At 71.8% G+C, this 19,677-nt stretch carries 13 protein-coding genes; all 13 read left to right on the top strand.

What is annotated here, in order from left to right:
• The first annotated feature begins 78 nt into the window (after positions 1-78).
• Positions 79-492: a nucleoside-diphosphate kinase gene (ndk, locus tag DCW30_RS04840; protein ID WP_055702325.1), complete on the top strand. Its 414-nt coding sequence runs from the start codon at positions 79-81 to the stop codon at positions 490-492.
• A 305-nt stretch (positions 493-797) separates the two neighbouring features.
• Positions 798-1,817: a rod shape-determining protein gene (locus DCW30_RS04835; protein ID WP_030362602.1), complete on the top strand. Its 1,020-nt coding sequence runs from the start codon at positions 798-800 to the stop codon at positions 1,815-1,817.
• A gap of 165 nt (positions 1,818-1,982) precedes the next feature.
• Entirely contained in the window at positions 1,983-2,999 is a 1,017-nt protein-coding gene (gene mreC, locus DCW30_RS04830; RefSeq protein WP_076686388.1) for a rod shape-determining protein MreC, read from the top strand.
• A gap of 13 nt (positions 3,000-3,012) precedes the next feature.
• Positions 3,013-3,684 carry a rod shape-determining protein MreD gene (gene mreD, locus DCW30_RS04825; RefSeq protein WP_062773864.1) on the top strand — a complete coding sequence of 224 codons (672 nt, stop codon included), beginning with the start codon at positions 3,013-3,015 and terminating at the stop codon, positions 3,682-3,684.
• A complete protein-coding gene (gene mrdA / locus DCW30_RS04820; RefSeq protein ID WP_076686389.1) occupies positions 3,681-5,855 on the top strand; it encodes a penicillin-binding protein 2 in 2,175 nt (724 codons plus the stop codon). Before mreD ends, mrdA begins: the two co-directional genes overlap by 4 nt.
• 3 nt (positions 5,856-5,858) lie before the next feature.
• Positions 5,859-7,058 carry a rod shape-determining protein RodA gene (gene rodA, locus DCW30_RS04815; protein WP_062773860.1) on the top strand — a complete coding sequence of 400 codons (1,200 nt, stop codon included), beginning with the start codon at positions 5,859-5,861 and terminating at the stop codon, positions 7,056-7,058.
• A 43-nt stretch (positions 7,059-7,101) separates the two neighbouring features.
• The gene (locus DCW30_RS04810; protein ID WP_076686391.1) at positions 7,102-8,715 is read left to right on the top strand and encodes a CYTH and CHAD domain-containing protein; all 1,614 of its coding nucleotides are present in this window, start codon (positions 7,102-7,104) and stop codon (positions 8,713-8,715) included.
• A 75-nt stretch (positions 8,716-8,790) separates the two neighbouring features.
• On the top strand, positions 8,791-10,716 hold the full coding sequence (locus DCW30_RS04805) for a TIGR03960 family B12-binding radical SAM protein (RefSeq protein ID WP_129299882.1): 1,926 nt from the start codon (positions 8,791-8,793) through the stop codon (positions 10,714-10,716).
• 45 nt (positions 10,717-10,761) lie between these two features.
• Positions 10,762-11,307 (top strand): GNAT family N-acetyltransferase, encoded by a 546-nt coding sequence (locus DCW30_RS04800; protein ID WP_076686393.1) that lies wholly within the window; start codon positions 10,762-10,764, stop codon positions 11,305-11,307.
• 6 nt (positions 11,308-11,313) lie between these two features.
• Positions 11,314-12,810 (top strand): hypothetical protein, encoded by a 1,497-nt coding sequence (locus DCW30_RS04795; RefSeq protein ID WP_076686394.1) that lies wholly within the window; start codon positions 11,314-11,316, stop codon positions 12,808-12,810.
• A 133-nt stretch (positions 12,811-12,943) separates the two neighbouring features.
• A complete protein-coding gene (locus DCW30_RS04790) occupies positions 12,944-13,741 on the top strand; it encodes a TIGR03936 family radical SAM-associated protein (protein ID WP_062773852.1) in 798 nt (265 codons plus the stop codon).
• 236 nt (positions 13,742-13,977) lie between these two features.
• Positions 13,978-18,003 carry an Rne/Rng family ribonuclease gene (locus DCW30_RS04785; RefSeq protein ID WP_119271281.1) on the top strand — a complete coding sequence of 1,342 codons (4,026 nt, stop codon included), beginning with the start codon at positions 13,978-13,980 and terminating at the stop codon, positions 18,001-18,003.
• A 220-nt stretch (positions 18,004-18,223) separates the two neighbouring features.
• On the top strand, positions 18,224-19,570 hold the full coding sequence (locus tag DCW30_RS04780; protein ID WP_076686396.1) for a phospholipase D-like domain-containing protein: 1,347 nt from the start codon (positions 18,224-18,226) through the stop codon (positions 19,568-19,570).
• Positions 19,571-19,677 lie beyond the last annotated feature (107 nt).

Raw genomic sequence — 19,677 nt, 5'->3', positions numbered from 1 at the left:
CACCGCGTAGCCGCCCCCGGTATCGTGCGGGCCATCCCACCTGATCGTAAAGATCGTGAAAACACTTTGGAGCCGCACATGAGCCAGCGCACCCTCGTCCTGCTGAAGCCCGACGCCGTCCGTCGCGGCCTGATCGGCGAGATCATCGGCCGCATCGAGCGCAAGGCGGGCTGGACGATCTCCGCGCTGGAGCTGCGTTCCCTGGACCAGGACACCCTGGAGCAGCACTACGGCGAGCACAAGGGCAAGCCCTTCTACGAGCCGCTGGTCGCCTTCATGTCGTCCGGTCCCGTCGTCGCGCTCGTCGTCGAGGGCGAGCGGGTCATCGAGGGCGTGCGCGCGCTCGCCGGGCCGACCGACCCGATCGCCGCGGCGCCGGGCTCGATCCGCGGTGACTTCGGCACCATCGTCCGGGAGAACCTGATCCACGCCTCGGACTCCGAGGAGTCCGCCGAGCGCGAGCTGAAGATCTTCTTCCCGGGCGTGGCGTGACACACCCCGGCACGGCGATCTGACAATACGTCAGTAAGAAACCCGCCTGACCTCGGACGGCCGAAGAAATTCGGCCGTCCTTTGGCATATGCACCCCAATCGGGGGAACGCGTGGCCCTTATGGCACGTCTGCATGGGCGAGGCGGCCCATCATCTGCTGACAATGGCGAAGACCCTCGCGCCGTCTTCGCGCGGCCGAGACTACGATGGAAGCCTCCACTGCCACACAGCACCCACCTCGCCTACCTAAAAAGCCATCAAACGCTCCAATAGGGAAGGCCAGACGCATCCTCATGGGGAACAACATGTCGTTCATCGGCCGTGACATGGCTGTCGACCTCGGGACCGCCAACACGCTGGTGTACGTCAGGGGTCGGGGGATCGTACTCAACGAGCCGTCCGTCGTCGCGATCAACACCAACACCGGTGGCATCCTCGCGGTCGGCGCGGAAGCGAAGAAGATGATCGGGCGCACGCCCGGCAACATCGTCGCGGTGCGTCCGCTGAAGGACGGCGTGATCGCCGACTTCGAGATCACCGAACGCATGCTCCGCTACTTCATCCTGAAGATCCACAAGCGGCGCTACCTCGCTCGTCCGCGCGTCGTCGTCTGCGTGCCCTCCGGCATCACCGGCGTCGAGCGCCGCGCCGTCATCGAGGCCTCGTCGCAGGCCGGCGCGCGCCAGGTGCACATCATCGAGGAGCCCATGGCCGCGGCCATCGGCTCGGGCCTGCCGGTCCACGAGGCCACGGGCAACATGGTGGTCGACATCGGCGGCGGCACCACCGAGGTCGCGGTCATCAGCCTCGGCGGAATCGTCACGGCGCAGTCGATCCGCGTCGCGGGCGACGAGCTGGACAACGCGATCATCCAGCACATCAAGAAGGAGTACTCCCTCCTCCTCGGCGAGCGCACCGCCGAGCAGATCAAGATCACCATCGGTTCGGCGTACGACATGGACGCCGACGAGCACACCGAGATCCGCGGCAGGGACCTGGTCTCCGGACTGCCCAAGACCGTCGTGATCTCCGCCGCCGAGGTCCGCAAGGCCATCGAGGAGCCGGTCAACGCGATCGTCGACGCGGTCAAGACGACCCTCGACAAGTGCCCGCCCGAGCTGTCGGGCGACGTCATGGACCGCGGCATCGTCCTCACCGGCGGCGGCGCCCTGCTCCGCGGTCTCGACGAGCGGCTGCGCCGCGAGACCGGTATGCCGATCCACATCGCCGAGGACCCGCTGGACAGCGTGGCGCTCGGCTCCGGGAAGTGTGTCGAGGAGTTCGAGGCGTTGCAGCAGGTGCTCGACGCCCAGCCGCGCAGATGAACTGACGCGCGAGGATCCGCCGTACGAGTGCTTGCCACTTCGTGCGGCGGATCGTTGATATAGAGGCACGACAGAAGATTTCCGGCAAGGCACAAGAATTCCCCCGAACTCCGTGGAACGCGTAGATTCCACGTCATTCCGATTGAGGAAGGCACGCCGCCGCACGTGAGGGACACACGAGAGAGCCGGCTGCTCCTGGTGCTGCTGATCGCCATCGCGTTCGCTCTGATCACGGTGGACATCCGCGGAGGCGAGGACTCACCGGTCGACGGTGCCCGCCGGGCCGCCGCCACCGTCTTCGGTCCGGTCGAGGAGGGAATGTCCTCCGCCGTCGACCCGATCGGCAACGCCATCGGCGCGGTCCGCGACTCCGGCGAGCGGCACGACCGCATCGCCGAACTGGAGCGCCAGAACGCCGCGTTGAAGGCCAGGCTCGGCAGCGACGACCGCAACCGCAGCAGGGTGCGCCAGCTCGACAGCATGCTCAAGACGGCGGGCGCCGGGCAGTACGGCATCAAGGGCGCCGAGGTCATCGGCATAGGAGCGGCCCAGGGCTTCTCCTGGACCGTCACCATCGACGCCGGCGCCAAGGACGGGCTCAAGCGCGACATGACCGTGCTGAACGGCGACGGCCTCGTCGGCCGCGTCACCACGGTCGGCCCGGACACCGCGACTGTCCTGCTCGCCAACGACCCCGACTTCACCGTTGGCACCCGCATGGAGAAGACCGACGAGCTGGGCTTCGCCACCGGCCAGGGCGACCGCCCGCTCTCCGTCCAGCTCCTCAACGGCAAGTCCGAGGTCAAGAAGGGCGACCGCCTGGTCACCTTCGGCTCCCGCAAGGACAAGCCGTTCGTGCCCGGCGTGCCGGTCGGCGAGGTCGTCCGCGTCGACCCCTCCGGCGGCGACCTGACCCGCACCGTCTACGTGAAGCCCTACGTCGGCTTCACCCGGCTCGACATCGTCGGCGTGGTCGTCGAGGGCCCCCGCGAGGACCCGCGCGACACGGTCCTGCCGAAGAAGCCCGAGAAGCCGAAGCCGACGCCGACAGTGACCGTGACGGCCACCCCGTCGGGGAAGCCCGAGGGGGACGGCGCCGGGAACCCGGCGGACGGAGCCGCCGACCCGGCGGACGGGGCCGCCGATCCGGCCGACGGCGCCGCCAACGACGACGAGCAGTAGGAGAGACGGACCCATGCGCTTCAACCGAATCCTGCTCTCCGCCGCGCTGGTCGTCGTCGCCCTGGTCATCCAGGTCAGCGTCCTCGCCCGGCTCCAGCTCCCGGGCGCGGTGCCCGACCTGGTGCTGCTCACCGTCCTCGGGCTCGCGCTGGTCTACGGGCACACCGGCGGCGCCCTCGTCGGCTTCGGCGCGGGCCTCCTCGCCGACCTGGCCCCGCCCGCCGACCACGCCGTCGGGCGCTACGCCCTCGTGCTCTGCGTCATCGGCTACCTCGCGGGCCTCGCGAAGCCGGACGGCGGCAGACTGCGCTCCGTCAGCGGCCCGCTCGTCGTGGTCTTCGCCGCCGCCGTCGGCTCGACCCTGCTGTACGCGGGCGTCGGCTCGTTGGTCGGGGACACCGCGGCCCGCCACGTGGGCCTGGTGGGGCTGCTGTTCACCGCCGCGCTCTACGACCTGCTGCTCGCCCCGTTCACGGTGCCCCTGATCATCGCCCTCGCCAGAAAGGCCGACAACGACCCGCTGGGGGAGAACGGCCCCGCCAACCAGGCGGCCGACGTCACCTCCGGCTGGCTCTCCTCGGGCACCGGATTGCGCATCGGCAGCCAGCGCGGGGGACTGCGCATGAAGACGGCCAAGGCGCGGGCCGCCCGCGCCGGACGCATCAAGGGGGTCAAGCGGCTGTGACGAACATCCCCGAGACGGGACGTACGCCCCGCGTGCAGCTCCGCCTGATGATCATCCAGGTGCTCGTGGTGTCCCTGCTGCTCACCCTCGGCGGGCGGCTGTGGTACCTCCAGATCCGCAACGGCGACGAGTACGCCAAGGAGGCCTCGGGCAACCACGTCCAGCAGGTCGTCCAGCCCGCCGTGCGCGGCTCGATCCTGGACGCGCGCGGCGTGCCGATCGCGGACAACCAGACCCGCCTCGTCGTCTCCGCCTCCCGCACCGACCTGATGAAGATGAAGGACGACGGCAAGGCGGTCCTCGCCAAGCTCGCCGACGTCCTGGACATGACGGTCCAGGAGGTCGAGGGCAAGGTCCGCCTCTGTGACGCCAAGACGCCGCAGCCCTGCTGGAACGGTTCGCCCTACCAGCCCATCCCGATCACCGACGAGGCCACGCCCAAGCAGGCCCTGCAGATCCGCGAGCGCTCCGAGGACTTCCCCGGCATCACCGCCGAGCCCACCGCCGTGCGCCGCTACGCCGCCCCCGGCAAGTCCAACACCGCGCAGGTCCTCGGCTACCTCTCGCCCGTCACCGACGAGGAGATCAAGAAGGCCGAGGACTCCGACTCGCCGTTCCTGCGCTCGGACATGGTGGGCCGCTCCGGTCTCGAACGCACCTACGACAAGCAGTTGCGGGGCAAGGCCGGCGTCACCCGCTACGAGGTCGACAACCTCGGCCGCGTCATCGGCAAGGCCAAGGACGACAAGGCCCAGCCCGGCGCGAACGTCGTCACCAGCATCGACGCGCGCGTGCAGGCGGTCTCCGAGTACTGGCTGAACGACGCGATGAAGAAGGCCCGCAAGGAGCACGACAAGAACACCAACCAGAACTACAAGGCCGACGCGGGCGCCGTCGTCGTCATGGAGAACAAGACGGGACGCGTCGTCTCCATGGCCTCCAACCCGACCTACGACCCGAACGCCTGGGTCGGCGGCATCTCCGGCAAGGACTACACCAAGCTCACCGGCAAGGAGTCGAACTACCCGCTCCTCAACCGCGCCATCCAGGGCCAGGCGGCCCCCGGCTCCATCTTCAAGGTCATCCCGACGACCGCCGCGGTGAACGCGGGCTACGACTTCAACGGCAGCTACCCCTGCCCCAGCTCGTACTCCATCGGCGGCCAGACCTTCCAGAACTACGAGTCCAAGGGCCACGGCACCATCAGCCTCGGCAAGGCCCTCGAAGTCTCCTGCGACACCGTCTTCTACAAGCTCGCGCACGACCAGTGGGCCAAGGACGGCGGCAACAAGCCGAAGAAGGACGCCAAGGACTGGTTCTACAGGACCGCCCACCAGTTCGGCCTCGGCAAGGAGACCGGCATCGACCTGCCCAACGAGGTCACCGGCCGCGTCCCGGACCGCCAGTGGAAGAAGGACTACTGGAAGGCCAATAAGGACGCCTGGTGCAAGCAGGGCAAGAAGGGCGGCGAGTACGCCGAGCGCATCGCGTACGAGAACTGCCTCGAAGGCATGAAGATGCGCGCCGGTGACTCCGTCAACTACTCCATCGGCCAGGGCGACACCCTCGTCACGCCGATACAGATGGCGACGATCTACGCGGCCATCGCCAACGGCGGGACGATGTACGACCCCACGGTGGGCAAGGCGATCATCAGCGCCGACGGCCGGCAGATCCAGGAGATCAAGCCGCGCTCCCACGGCAAGCTGCCCATGGACGCCCAGCTCCTCAAGGACATAGACGGCGCCCTCGAAGACGTCGCCACGCGCGGCACCGCCGCCTGGCGGTTCCAGGGCTGGCCGCAGGACAAGATCCCGATGCACGCCAAGACCGGCACCGCCGAGGTCTACGGCAAGCAGACCACCTCGTGGTTCGCGACGTACACCAAGGACTACACGATCGTCATGACGATCTCCCAGGGCGGTACGGGCTCCGGCGCGTCCGGACCCGCCGTCCGCCAGATCTACAACGCCATCTACGGCCTGGACGACGAGGGCAAGCAGAACCTGAAGAAGGCCCTCCTGCCCGAGCCGCAGACGTCCCTGCCCAAGATCAAGGGCGACGGCTCCATCCACTCCCCGAAGATCAAGCCGTACAAGCCCGCGGCGCCCAAGCCGCCGACGGCTCCGCAGGAGCTCGCGGGACCCCCGGCCGCCTGGAAGCGGGACTGACCCATGGTGACGAACAACGGTTTCTCCGTATCCGGGTACGGCCCCGAGCGCTCCCAGCTGTCACGGCTGCTCGCCCGCGACTCGATAGTGCGCCGGCTCGACTGGGTCATGCTGCTCTCCGCGATCGCGCTCTCCGCGATCGGCGCCGCGCTCGTCTACTCCGCGACCCGCGGCCGCACCGAACTGGTCGGCGACGACCCGTACTCCTTCCTCCTCAAGCACCTGCTCAACACCGGCATCGGCTTCGCCCTGATGATCGGCACGGTCTGGCTCGGCCACCGCACCCTGCGCACGGCCGTGCCGATCCTCTACGGCATCTCCGTCTTCCTGGTGCTGCTCGTCCTCACCCCGCTCGGCGCCACCATCAACGGCGCCCACGCGTGGATCGTGCTCGGCGGCGGCTTCTCGCTCCAGCCCTCGGAGTTCGTGAAGATCACGATCATTCTCGGCATGGCCATGCTGCTCGCCGCCCGGGTCGACGCGGGCGACCGCGAGCACCCCGACCACCGCACGGTGGTGCAGGCCCTCGCCCTCGCGGCCGTGCCGATCGCCATCGTCATGCTGATGCCCGACCTCGGCTCCGTCATGGTCATGGTGATGATCGTGCTCGGCGTCCTGCTCGCCTCCGGCGCCTCCAATCGCTGGGTCTTCGGGCTCCTCGGCACGGGCGCGCTCGGCGGCGTCGCCATATGGCAGCTCGGCGTCCTCGACGACTACCAGATCGCCCGCTTCGCCGCCTTCGCCAACCCCGCGCTCGACCCGGCGGGCGTCGGCTACAACACCAACCAGGCGCGCATCGCCATCGGCTCGGGCGGCCTCACCGGCACGGGGCTGACCAAGGGCTCCCAGACCACCGGACAGTTCGTCCCCGAACAGCAGACGGACTTCGTCTTCACCGTCGCGGGCGAGGAACTGGGCTTCGTCGGCGCGGGCGCCATCCTGCTGCTGCTCGGCGTGGTCCTCTGGCGCGCCTGCCGCATCGCCCGCGAGACGACCGAGCTGTACGGCACGATCGTCGCCGCCGGGATCATCGCCTGGTTCGCCTTCCAGGCCTTCGAGAACATCGGGATGACCCTCGGCATCATGCCGGTCGCGGGGCTTCCGCTGCCGTTCGTCAGTTACGGCGGCTCGTCGATGTTCGCCGTCTGGGTGGCAGTGGGCCTCCTCCAGTCGATCAAGGTGCAGCGCCCCTTGTCGGCCTGAACGCCGCACGTCTAAATCGGTGCTCGGCGGATAGGTTCCGTGCATGGCGGAGACGAAGCGTGAGATCGAGCGAAAGTACGAAGTCGCGGCGGACGCCGAGCTGCCCGACCTGACCGGGGCGGCCGTCGCGGACTCCGTCGACAGAGGCGTCACCGAGCTGGACGCCGTCTACTGGGACACCCCCGACCAGCGCCTGGCCGCCGCGTCCGTCACGCTGCGCCGCCGGACCGGCGGCACGGACGAGGGCTGGCACCTGAAGCTGCCGGTCTCCCTCGCGGAGGGAGTGCGCGACGAGATCCACGAACCGCTCTCGGACACCGTGCCGCGCGCCCTGCTCGGCCTCGTGCGCTCCCGCGTCCGCGAGGCCGAGCTGATGCCCGTGGTCCGGCTGCTCTCCTCCCGCCGGGCGCACCACCTGCTCGACGCGGGGGGCGCCCTGCTCGCCGAGGTCAGCGTCGACGCGGTCGTCGCCGAACGGCTCACCGACGGCGGCGGCACGGCCCAGTGGACCGAGCTGGAGGTGGAGCTGGCCGACGGCGCCGACCCCGCGCTCCTCGACAAGGTCGAGAAGAAGCTCAAGAAGGCGGGCGTACGGCGGGCGGACTCGTCGTCGAAGCTGGGCCGGGCCCTCGCGGAGACGGCGCCGGAATCGCGTACAGGCGGCGGGGCGGCCCGCGTGGCGCCCGCCGAGGGGGCCGTCAGCAGCGGCAAGCGGGCCGGCAAGAGCGAGGCCGTCGAGCAGGCGCTGCGTGAGTCCGTGGGCGAAGGACCCGGCACCGCGGGCGACCACCTCGTCGCCTACCTCCGCGCCCAGCGCGACGCGATCGTCTCCCTCGACCCCGCGGTCCGCCGCGACCTGCCCGACTCGGTGCACCAGATGCGGGTCGCCACGCGCCGGATGCGCAGCGCCTTCAAGTCGTACCGGAAGATCCTCGACCGCACCGTCACCGACCCCCTCGGCGAGGAGCTGAAGTGGCTCGCGGGCGAACTGGGCGTCGACCGGGACCAGGAGGTCCTCGCCCGGCGGCTCACCGCCCGCATCGACGGCCTGCCCACGACGCTGCTGCTCGGCCCGGTCCGCGGCCGGCTCCGGGTCTGGGCCGTGGCCGGCCGCACCGGATCGCGCGGCAGGACCGTCGCCGTGCTCGACGGCGGGCGCTACCTCGCGCTCCTCGACGCCGTGGACGCGCTCCTCGCCGAGCCGCCGCTGCGCCCCGCCGCCGCGAAGCCGCCCGCCGACGTGCTCCCCAAGGCGCTGCTCAAGGACTACGCCCGCCTCGCGGCCCGCGTCGAGCACGCCCTCGGGCTGCCCGCGGGGGAGGAGCGCGACCTCGCCCTGCACGACGCCCGCAAGGCCGCCAAGCGGGCCCGGTACGCGGGCGAGGCGGCGACGCCCGCGCTCGGCAAGGCGGCCAAGCGGTTCGCCCGGCGGATGAAGGCCGTGCAGAGCGTCCTCGGCGACCACCAGGACAGCGTGGTCGCCCGCGAGGCGCTGCGGGCCCTGGCCGTCCAGGCGCACCTGGCGGGGGAGAGCGCCTTCAGCTGGGGCCTGCTGTACGGCCAGGAGGAGGCGTCGGCCGCCGACCGCGAGCGGGAACTGCCGCAGGTCTGGGCCGAGGCGTCCCGCCGGAAGCTGCGGGCGTCGCTGGGCGGCTGACCGGCGGCCGTGCGGGGGGACTCCTCAGCCGCGTTAGGCTTGAGGGTCACCCCTGCCGGCTCATGAAGGTTCGCGATGTCTGTCGAATCGGTCTTCCCACAGCTCGAAGCTCTGCTCCCGCATGTGCAGAAGCCCATCCAGTACGTCGGCGGTGAGCTGAACTCCACCGTCAAGCCGTGGGACAGCTGCGACGTCCGCTGGGCGCTGATGTACCCCGACGCCTACGAGGTGGGCCTGCTCAACCAGGGCGTCATGATCCTCTACGAGGTCCTCAACGAACGCCAGGGCGTCCTCGCCGAGCGCACCTACAGCGTCTGGCCGGACCTGGAGGAGCTGATGCGCGAGCACCGGGTCCCGCAGTTCACGGTCGACAGCCACCGCCCGGTGAAGGCCTTCGACGTCTTCGGGCTCAGCTTCTCCACCGAGCTGGGCTACACGAACATGCTCACCGCCCTGGACCTCGCGGGCATCCCGCTGGAGTCCAAGGACCGCACGCTCGACGACCCGATCGTGCTCGCGGGCGGCCACGCCGCCTTCAACCCCGAGCCGATCGCGGACTTCATCGACGCCGCGATCATCGGCGACGGCGAGCAGGCCGTGCTCGACATGACGGAGATCATCCGCGCCTGGAAGGCCGAGGGCCGCCCCGGCGGTCGCGAGGAGGTCCTCTTCCGTCTGGCGAAGACCGGCTCGGTGTACGTCCCGGGCTTCTACGACGTCGAGTACCTCCCGGACGGCCGCATCGGCCGTGTCGTGCCGAACCGCAGCGGCGTGCCGTGGCGGGTCTCCAAGCACACCGTCATGGACCTCGACGAGTGGCCCTACCCCAAGCAGCCGCTCGTCCCCCTCGCCGAGACCGTCCACGAGCGCATGTCCGTGGAGATCTTCCGCGGCTGCACCCGCGGCTGCCGTTTCTGCCAGGCCGGCATGATCACGCGCCCCGTGCGGGAGCGAAGCATCACCGGCATCGGCGACATGGTCGACAAGGGTCTGAAGGCGACCGGCTTCGAGGAGGTCGGCCTGCTCTCGCTCTCCTCCGCGGACCACAGCGAGATCGGCGACATCGCCAAGGGCCTCGCCGACCGGTACGAGGAGGACAAGATCGGCCTGTCCCTCCCCTCGACCCGCGTCGACGCCTTCAACGTGGACCTCGCCAACGAGCTGACCAGGAACGGTCGCCGCTCGGGTCTCACCTTCGCCCCCGAGGGCGGCTCCGAGCGCATGCGCAAGGTCATCAACAAGATGGTGTCCGAGGACGACCTCATCCGCACCGTCGCGACCGCGTACGGCAACGGCTGGCGCCAGGTGAAGCTGTACTTCATGTGCGGCCTGCCCACCGAGACCGACGAGGACGTCCTGCAGATCGCCGACATGGCGACGAAGGTCATCCAGAAGGGCCGCGAGGCCTCGGGGTCGAACGACATCCGCGCCACGGTGTCGATCGGCGGCTTCGTCCCCAAGCCGCACACGCCCTTCCAGTGGGCCCCGCAGCTCTCGGCCGAGGACACCGACGCCCGCCTCCTGAAGCTGCGCGACAAGATCCGCGGCGACAAGAAGTACGGCCGCTCGATCGGTTTCCGCTACCACGACGGCAAGCCCGGCATCGTCGAGGGCCTGCTCTCGCGCGGCGACCGCCGCGTCGGCGCCGTCATCCGCGCGGTCTACGAGGACGGCGGCCGCTTCGACGGCTGGCGCGAGCACTTCAGCTACGACCGCTGGATGCGGTGCGCCGAGAAGACGCTGCCCGAGATGGGCGTCGACGTCGACTGGTACACCACGCGTGAGCGCACGTACGAAGAGGTCCTGCCCTGGGACCACCTGGACTCCGGTCTCGACAAGGACTGGCTCTGGGAGGACTGGCAGGACTCGCTCGACGAGACCGAGGTCGAGGACTGCCGCTGGACGCCCTGCTTCGACTGCGGCGTGTGCCCGCAGATGGACACCCAGATCCAGATCGGCCCGACCGGCAAGAAGCTGCTGCCGCTCACGGTCGTGAAGTAGCGGGAGAAGAGAGAAGGAAGACCGAGACCGAAGCGCCGCGTCCGCGTGCCCGAACTCGCCCTGCCCACCGGCCTGGTGCACCGCTCCTTCATCGCCGCGATGGAGGAGTTCCGGGCCGAGGGGCGCGGCGGGGACGCGGACGACACGACGCTCGGTCACACCCTGCGGGCCTACGGCGGCACGTGGCACGACCCCGCCGTCTTCGAGCGGTACGTCGCCGAGGCCCGCGCCGCCGCCTATCCGGCCGAGCCGTTCTCCGTCCCCGTCACGTCCCTCTGGTACGTCGACGGCAGCGACTACGTCGGTCGCATCGCCGTACGGCACACCATCGCCACGCGCTTCCTGCGCGAGTACGGCGGCCACATCGGCTACGACGTCAGGCCCACCGCGCGCCGCCGGGGCCACGCCACCGACATGCTGCGCGCCTGCCTGCCGTACGCGGCGGACCTCGGCCTGGAGTCCGTCCTGGTGACCTGCGACACCGACAACACCGGTTCGCGCAAGGTCATCGAGGCGGCGGGCGGCACGTTCGAGGACGAACGGGGCGGGAAGCTGCGGTACTGGATCCGAACGGCACCCGTGTGCGTCTAGGACGACATGGACCTGGAGAAACGGCCCGCCCCCGGCGCTGAGCCGCAGCGACCGCCCGAGCACGCCGAGGGCTGTCTCGCCGTCGCCGTCCGCGTGCCGGTGCGCATCGTGGCGCTGGTGCTCGTCGTGCCGGTGCGCCTCGCGTGGGACGCGCTCGCCGTGGCCGGACGGTTCGTGTACCGCGGCGCGCTCAGGCCGGTCGGACGGGGTGTCGCCGCCGCACTGACATGGTTGTTCAGAGCCGTGTTCGTGTGGCCGTGGGTGGGGCTGTGGCGCTACGGAGCGGTGCCGCTCGCCACCGGCCTCGTGTGGCTGGGCCGGGTGCTGTTCGTGGCGCCGGCGGTGTGGCTGTACCGGTCCGTGCTGGCGCCGGTCGGGCGCGGCATCGCGACGGGCGTCCTCGGCGCCGGGGCGGGCGTCGCCTGGCTGGTGCGGACCCTTCTCGTGACCCCGGCGGCCTGGCTCTGGCGCTGCCTCGCGGTGATCCCGGCCCGCTGGTTCCACGCCCGGGCGCTGACCCCGCTCGGCCGCGCGCTCGCCTGGCTGGCCCGCGGCCTCGGCGCCGGAGCCACGGCCGCGGGCCGGGCCATCGGCGCCGCCCTGGTCTGGCTGTGCAAGGCGGTCTTCGTGTGGCCGTGGGTGGGGTTGTGGCGCTACGGGGTGGTGCCGCTCGGCGGGGGCCTCGCATGGCTGGGCCGGGTGTTGCTCGTGGCGCCCGCGGTGTGGCTGTGCCGAGCGGTGCTCACGCCGGTGGGGCAGGGCATCGCCTGGTGCTGCGCGAGGATCGGCGCGGGCGTCGCCCGGCTGGCGGGCGGGGTGTGGGCCGGGGTCTCGTGGCTGGCGGGCGGCTTCTGGGCCGGTGTGTCGTGGGTGGGGCGTGGCTTCTGGGCTGGTGTGTCGTGGGTGGGGCGTGGCTTCTGGGCAGGGGTCTCCTGGCTGGGGCGCGGCCTCTGGGCCGCCGTCGTCGCGCTCTGCCGCTGGGTCCTCGTCGTGCCCGCCGTCGCGGTGTGGCGCCGGGTGCTCGTCCCGGTCGGGCGCGCCCTTGCCGTCGTCGCCCGCGAGGTCGGCGCCGCGCTCGGCCACGCCTGGCGCGTCGCCGGACACGTCTCGCTGGCCGTCGGCCGCTTCCTCGCCAGGCTGCTGCGGTGGATCTTCGTCGAGCCGGTGCGCTGGGCCTACCGCTGCGTCCTCACTCCCGTGGGCCACGTGGTCCGCGACACGGTGTGGCGCCCCGCGGCCAAGGCGGTGCGGGAGGTGCGCGCCACGACCCGGCAGGCCCTGACGTCGGCCCGCGCGAGCATCCGCCAGGCGCGGGCCGACGTGCGCCGCACACTGTTCGGCGCGCCCGCGCGGCCACGGCGGGCCCCCGTGGAGCCCCCACCGGCGCTCGTGGAGGCGCGGCCGACGCCCGTACCGGTGGCCCGGCGGGAACTCGACGCGCCCGAGCCGCGTAATCTAGAGAAGAACCCCGGGAGTGCAGTTTCCCCGCCTGTGCGGGGGTGATCCCGACTGGACGACGCTGGGCAAGCGTCGCCCAGGCTGCTCCCCGCCGAGGCGGGGGTCCTTCCCGGACCGCACACAAGGAGAAGTTCCCCTGGGCAAGCGACAGCCCGAAGGCCCGCCGCCCGCACCCGCGGTGCAGCGCATCCGCCTGCGCTACACCAAGCGCGGCCGCCTCCGGTTCACCAGCCACCGTGACTTCCAGCGCGCCTTCGAGCGTGCGCTGCGCCGCGCCGAGGTGCCCATGGCGTACTCGGCGGGGTTCACCCCGCACCCGAAGGTGTCGTACGCCAATGCCGCACCCACCGGCACGGGCAGCGAGGCCGAGTACCTGGAGATCGCGCTCACCGCGCCGCGCGACCCCGAGGTCCTGCGCGACCTCCTGAACGAGTCGCTGCCGGACGGCCTGGACATCACCGACGCCGTCGAGTCCCGCACCTCGGGCCTCGCCGACCGGCTGACCGCCTCCGTCTGGGAGCTGCGCCTGGTCGGCGTCGAGACCGCGGACGCGGCCCGCGCCGCCGAGCGCTTCAGGGACGCCGAGACGGTCGAGGTGCAGCGCCGCACGAAGAACGGCATGCGGACCTTCGACGCCCGCGAAGCGGTCGTGAGCCTGGAAGCGATCGCCGAGGACGAGGCGGTCACGCACGACACCGATAGGCCGAGCGACAAGCCCTGTGCGATACTGCGGCTGGTTGTTCGGCACGTAACACCTGCCGTACGACCTGACGACGTCCTGTCCGGTCTCCGAGCTGTGGCCGACCTGGCGCCGCCGGTCCCCGCAGCGGTGACCAGGCTGGCGCAGGGGCTTTTCGATGAAGAGACCGGCACGGTGACCGACCCGCTCGCGCCCGACCGCGAGGCAGTTCCGGCCGCATCAACGGCCGCCGTGACTGCCGCCGCGAAGGCGCCTGCGACGGAAGGCCCCCGGTAAGGACGTACGTCGAAGCGCCGCCCTCGTACTCGGGAGCCATCTGGGTCGGGCAGCGCACTGACCGAGACTTTCGCCAGGCCGTCCGCATTTGGGCGTACGGAACCGGCGAGACAAGACACAGAGAGCTCCCGTGCGGCGCCCCCGCCCCCGGATGACGGCCCCGCGCACCTAGCGCGAGCCGTGGACATCACCGGACCAGGCGCGGCGCCCGGGAGCGTGACGGGAGAACCGCCCGCATGCTTGAGCCGAACGACCCCACTGAGGGCTCGCAGAACGACAGCCCCAGCGACACCCTGCCGCCGCGCCGCAGGCGCCGCGCCGCGTCCCGCCCCGCGGGCCCGCCCGCCGGCGCCGCCGAGGCCGCGGCTCCGGCCGTGGCGGCCGCGCCCGCGGCCGAGGACGCCGCGCCGGCCGCCGAGGCCCCGGCGCCCGCCGCCGAGGAGGCCGCACCGGCGCGCCCGCGCCGCCGCGCGACCCGCCGCGCCTCCGCGCCCGCGGGCTCGCCGGGGGCCGCCGAGGCCACGGAGACCCCGGCGCCCGCCGCCGAGCCCGAGCCCGAGGCCGAGCCGGTCGCCGAGGAGGCCGCACCGGCGCGCCCGCGCCGCCGCGCCACCCGCCGCGCCTCCGCCCCCGCGGGCTCGCCGCAGCCCGTGGCCGAGGAGACGGCCGCCGCCGACGAGGCTCCCGCCGCCGCGCCCGAGCCGGTCACCGAGGAGCAGCCGGAGGAGGCCGCGCCGCGCCGTTCGCGCCGCCGTGCCACCCGTGGCGCCTCCGCGCCCGCCGCCGAGGCCCCCGCGGCCGAGGCCGCCGCCGAGCCGCGGCAGGCCGAGGAGAAGGCTTCCGCGAAGGCCCCCGCGAAGGCCGCGGAGAAGGCCGCCCCGGTCGAGGCGCCCGCCGCCGAGTCCGCTGAGCCCGCCGAGTCCGCCGAGGACGGCGCCCCGCGTGGCCGTCGCCGCCGTGCCACGCGCAAGGCCGCGGCCGGATTCTCCGCGCCCGCCGGCCACAAGGCCCGCAAGGCCTCGGTCGCCGACGACTCCGGTGAGGACGGCCGCCGCAAGCCGGCCCGCCCCGCCGTCGCCGTCTTCCAGGCGCCCGTGTTCGCCGCGCCGATGTTCCAGACCCCGGAGAGCGCCGCCGCGGCCGCCGCCGCCGAGGCCGCCGAGGAGCCCGAGGAGGAGACCGTCGCCCCGGTGGCGGAGGAGGAGCCGGCGCCGCGCCGTCGCCGCCGTCGCCGTGCCGCCGACGAGCAGCCCGCCGCCGAGGAGCGCGAGCCCGCCAAGGCCGCCGTCGAGGAGCAGCCCGCCGAGGCCCCCGACGACACCGAAGCCGAGGTCGAGGCCGAGGTCGACCAGGCCGACTCCGAGGACGAGGGCGACGACTCCGGCGAGCGTCAGGGCCGTCGCCGCCGCCGCGGGGGCCGTCGCCGCCGCCGTGGTGACGCCGCCGAGCACGAGGGCGACCAGCACGACGCCGCCGAGTCCGACGACACGGACGCCGAGCACGCCGACGAGGACGCCGCGGACAGCGCCGAGCAGGACGACGACGCGGACGAGTCCGCCGCCGAGTCCAATGGTTCGGGCTCCAGCAGCAGCCGCCGTCGCCGTCGCCGCCGCCGCCGCGCCGGTGACTCCGCCGAGGGCGAGCCGGGCGACGGCGACCCGGAGCGCACGGTCGTCAAGGTCCGCGAGCCGAGGGAGCGGCGTGCGAAGGACGCGGACCGCGAGCCCGGCACCGGCGCCGACGAGGTCCAGTCCATCAAGGGCTCGACGCGCCTGGAGGCCAAGAAGCAGCGCCGCCGCGAGGGCCGTGAGCAGGGCCGCCGCCGCGTGCCGATCATCACCGAGGCCGAGTTCCTGGCCCGCCGTGAGGCCGTCGAGCGCGTGATGGTCGTCCGCCAGAACGGCGAGCGCACCCAGATCGGCGTCCTCGAGGACAACGTGCTCGTCGAGCACTACGTCAACAAGGAGCAGGCCACCAGCTACGTCGGCAACGTCTACCTGGGCAAGGTCCAGAACGTGCTGCCGTCGATGGAGGCCGCCTTCATCGACATCGGCAAGGGCCGCAACGCCGTCCTGTACGCCGGTGAGGTCAACTTCGAGGCGCTGGGCATGGCCAACGGCCCCCGGCGCATCGAGTCCGCCCTGAAGTCCGGCCAGTCGGTCCTCGTGCAGGTCACCAAGGACCCGATCGGCCACAAGGGCGCTCGCCTGACCAGCCAGGTCTCGCTGCCGGGCCGCTACCTCGTGTACGTGCCCGAGGGCTCCATGACCGGCATCAGCCGCAAGCTGCCCGACACCGAGCGCGCGCGTCTGAAGACCATCCTCAAGAAGATCGTCCCCGAGGACGCGGGCGTCATCGTGCGCACCGCCGCCGAGGGCGCGAGCGAGGACGAGCTGCGCCGTGACGTCGAGCGGCTCCAGGCGCAGTGGGAGGACATCCAGAAGAAGTCCAAGATGTCCATCACCAGCTCGCCGAGCCTGCTGTACGGCGAGCCGGACATGACCGTCCGGGTGGTCCGCGACATCTTCAACGAGGACTTCTCCAAGGTCATCGTCAGCGGTGACGAGGCGTGGGAGACCATCCACGGCTACGTCCAGCACGTCGCGCCCGACCTGTCGGACCGCCTCACGCGCTGGACGTCCGAGGTCGACGTCTTCGCGACGTACCGGATCGACGAGCAGCTCGCGAAGGCCCTCGACCGCAAGGTCTGGCTGCCGAGCGGCGGCTCGCTGGTGATCGACAAGACCGAGGCGATGATCGTCGTCGACGTCAACACCGGCAAGTTCACCGGCCAGGGCGGCAACCTCGAAGAGACCGTGACCAGGAACAACCTGGAGGCGGCCGAGGAGATCGTGCGTCAGCTCCGGCTGCGCGACCTCGGCGGCATCGTCGTCATCGACTTCATCGACATGGTCCTCGAGTCCAACCGGGACCTGGTCCTGCGCCGTCTGCTCGAATGCCTCGGGCGCGACCGTACGAAGCACCAGGTCGCCGAGGTCACCTCGCTCGGCCTGGTCCAGATGACCCGTAAGCGTGTCGGCCAGGGACTCCTCGAGTCCTTCTCCGAGACCTGCGTGCACTGCAACGGCCGCGGCGTCATCGTGCACATGGAGCAGCCCACCGCCGCCGGTGGCGGCGGCAAGCGCAAGAAGCGCGGTCGCGGCGGCGCCGACCAGCACGAGCACACCCACGAGCACGAGCACGAGGCCGCCGACGGCGTCGAGAGCGCCGAGACCGAGGCCGAGGTCGCCGCGGAGGCCGCCGCTCCGGTGGCCCTGCCCGAGCCGGAGTTCGTCGCGGACGAGGAGCTGTACAGCAGCGCCGCGGAGGCCGAGGCCGCCGCGTCCCGCAGTGGCCGCTCGCGCCGCCGTGCGACCCGCAGGGCCTCGGCTCCGGCGGGCGCTCCCCGCGCGGAGTCCGCTCCGGCGGAGGCTCCGCAGGCCGAGGCGCAGCGGTCCGAGGTCCCGCAGGAGGAGGCCCCGAAGGCGCGCGCCCCGAAGAAGTCGGGCAAGCGGGCCAAGGCCGCGGAGCGGGCGGCGGAGAAGGCCGCGCAGGCCGAGCTGGAGGCCGCCAAGGCCGAGGTTCCCGTCGTCGAGTCCGACGTGGCGCGCACCGCCGCGCCGGCCGCCGAGGACCCGGTCGTGGGCACCCCGGAGGCCGTCGAGGCCGCCCAGGAGGCCCCTGCGGCCCCCGCGGCCGCCGAGACGCCCGTGGACGACGCCGCGCCGAAGGGCCGTACGCGTCGCCGTGCCGTCCGCAAGGCGACGTCGCCCGCCGGTTCGCCGAAGGCCGCGGAGAGCGGGGCCGACGAGGCCGCCGAGGTCGTCGTGGCCCCGGCGCCGAAGGCCGAGCCGGTGGCGGAGCCCGCCGCCGAGCCCGTGGCGGACGCCGCTCCGGCCCGTCCGCGCCGCCGTGCGGTGCGCAAGGCCACCGCGCCGACCGCGTCCGAGGACGCCGCCGTCGTGGTCGTCCCGGCCGCGGAGAAGCCGCAGGCCGCGGAGGAGCCGCAGGTCTCCGAGGAGCCCGCGGCGGAGGCCGAGGCCCCCGCCAAGAAGACGGCGCGCAAGGCGGCCAAGAAGGCGCCCGCGAAGAAGACGGCGGCCAAGAAGACGGCCGCCAAGAAGACCGCCGCCAAGACGACGACGGCGAAGAAGACGGCCGCCAAGAAGACGACGGCCAAGAAGGCGACGAAGGCGACCGCCAAGAAGACGGTGGCCGCCGAGCAGACGGCGCCTTCGGTCTCCGCGTCCAGCGAGAGCTGACGCCCGGCGCGACCCGTGCCCCCTGTCCGGCCGCACGGCCGGACAGGGGGCACGCGCGTGTCCGAGAAGCGCCGCCGCCGTGGCTCGAAAGCGTGAACTACCCCCCCTGGCCTTGGAGCACGTGTGGCCACCTGTAAAACTCGTGCGGTCCGACGGATGAACAGAGGCGTGAGCACGCGGTTGGGGAGACGGCGTCCAGGCCTCGGGGGAGGGATGAGAGATGGCGCAAGCGCGCCTGCGTGGCACGGGACGGCACCGTGCGGTGAAGCCGGTCAAGGGCGGACGCCAGGCGGTGGCGCTCGCCACGGTCCTGTCGGCGGCGGGTATCCAGGCCGTGGGCTCCGTGGGGACCGCGTCCGCGGACGCGCCGAGGGCCTGGACGGAGGGCCCGATCTTCAACGACCCCAAGGGCACCCCCGACCAGCAGTACGCGGTCCGCAGCCGGCTCGTGGAGCTGACCGAGTCGGCGGTGAAGGGCTCGACGATCAAGGTCGCGGTCTACCACGTGTGGGAGGCCACGGTCGTCAACGCCCTGGTCGACGCCAAGAAGCGCGGCGTCCACGTGCAGATCCTGCTGGACGAGACCAGCAAGAGCGACCGGCCGACCAACACCTCGTACGCCACGCTCAAGGAGGCGCTCGGGACGAACAAGAGCAAGTCGTCCTTCGTGGCGCTCTGCCCGACCGCGAAGTCGTGCCTCGGCAACCCCCGGTACGGCAAATCGATCATGCACAACAAGTTCTGGCTGTTCTCGGAGGTCAAGGGCGCCAAGGACGTCGTCGTGCAGACGACGTCGAACTCCACGCCGTCGGCGCACACGAAGTTCTACAACGACGCCCTCCTGCTGCCGAACAACCCGGCGATGTACGACGCCTACGCGGAGTACTTCACGGACATGCTGGGCAAGCGCTGGCAGGACTGGGACTACCGCACGGTCAGCAGCGGGCGCTACAAGTCGTACTTCTTCCCGCGCAACGGCTCGGTCAACGAGACCGACACCATGTACTCCGTCCTGAACAACGTGAAGTGCACGTACAAGGACAGCGCCGGAGTGAAGCGGAGCACCAAGGTCCGCGCGGCGATCTTCAAGATCACGCGGAAGCAGATCGCCGACAAGCTCGTCTCGCTGAAGAAGGCGGGCTGCTCGGTGAGCATCCTCTACGCCGAGACGGACAGCGCCAAGAGCCAGAACGGCACCCCCGGCACCTGGGAGCAGCTCCACAAGTCCGGCGGGCCCTCGGTGCGCTGCTTCAACGACGACCGGGACCCCTCGCGCCCCGGCTCCCGGCTGACCACGCCGTACATCATCCACTCGAAGTACCTGCTCATCGACGGCATGTACGACGGCAAGCGGAACAAGGTCTCCTTCACGGGGTCGCAGAACTACACCGCTCCCGCGCTGCGCGAGAACGACGAGGCGATCGTGAAGATCGACGACGACTCGGTGCACGACACCTACCGCTCGCACTTCGACCGGACGCGGGACGTGGCCTGGCCGGGCAGCGCGGACAAGACCGATCTGTGCAAGGGCGTCAAGCCGCTGCCGCCGGACGGCGAGCCCACGTGAGCCGGGGTGCGGGGCCGGTTTGACCCTTCCGGGTCGGCCCCGTAACCTTGACCGTCGGCGTGTTCCTATGCACCGCCACCCCCTGTAAACCTTTTTCCTCCCGAGTC

Origin of the sequence: Streptomyces alfalfae (assembly GCF_004127445.1) — a bacterium.
GTDB classification, from domain to species: Bacteria; Actinomycetota; Actinomycetes; order Streptomycetales; family Streptomycetaceae; genus Streptomyces; species Streptomyces alfalfae.
Note: the sequence above shows the minus strand (reverse complement) of the source record. Positions and strands in the feature narration are given on the sequence as shown.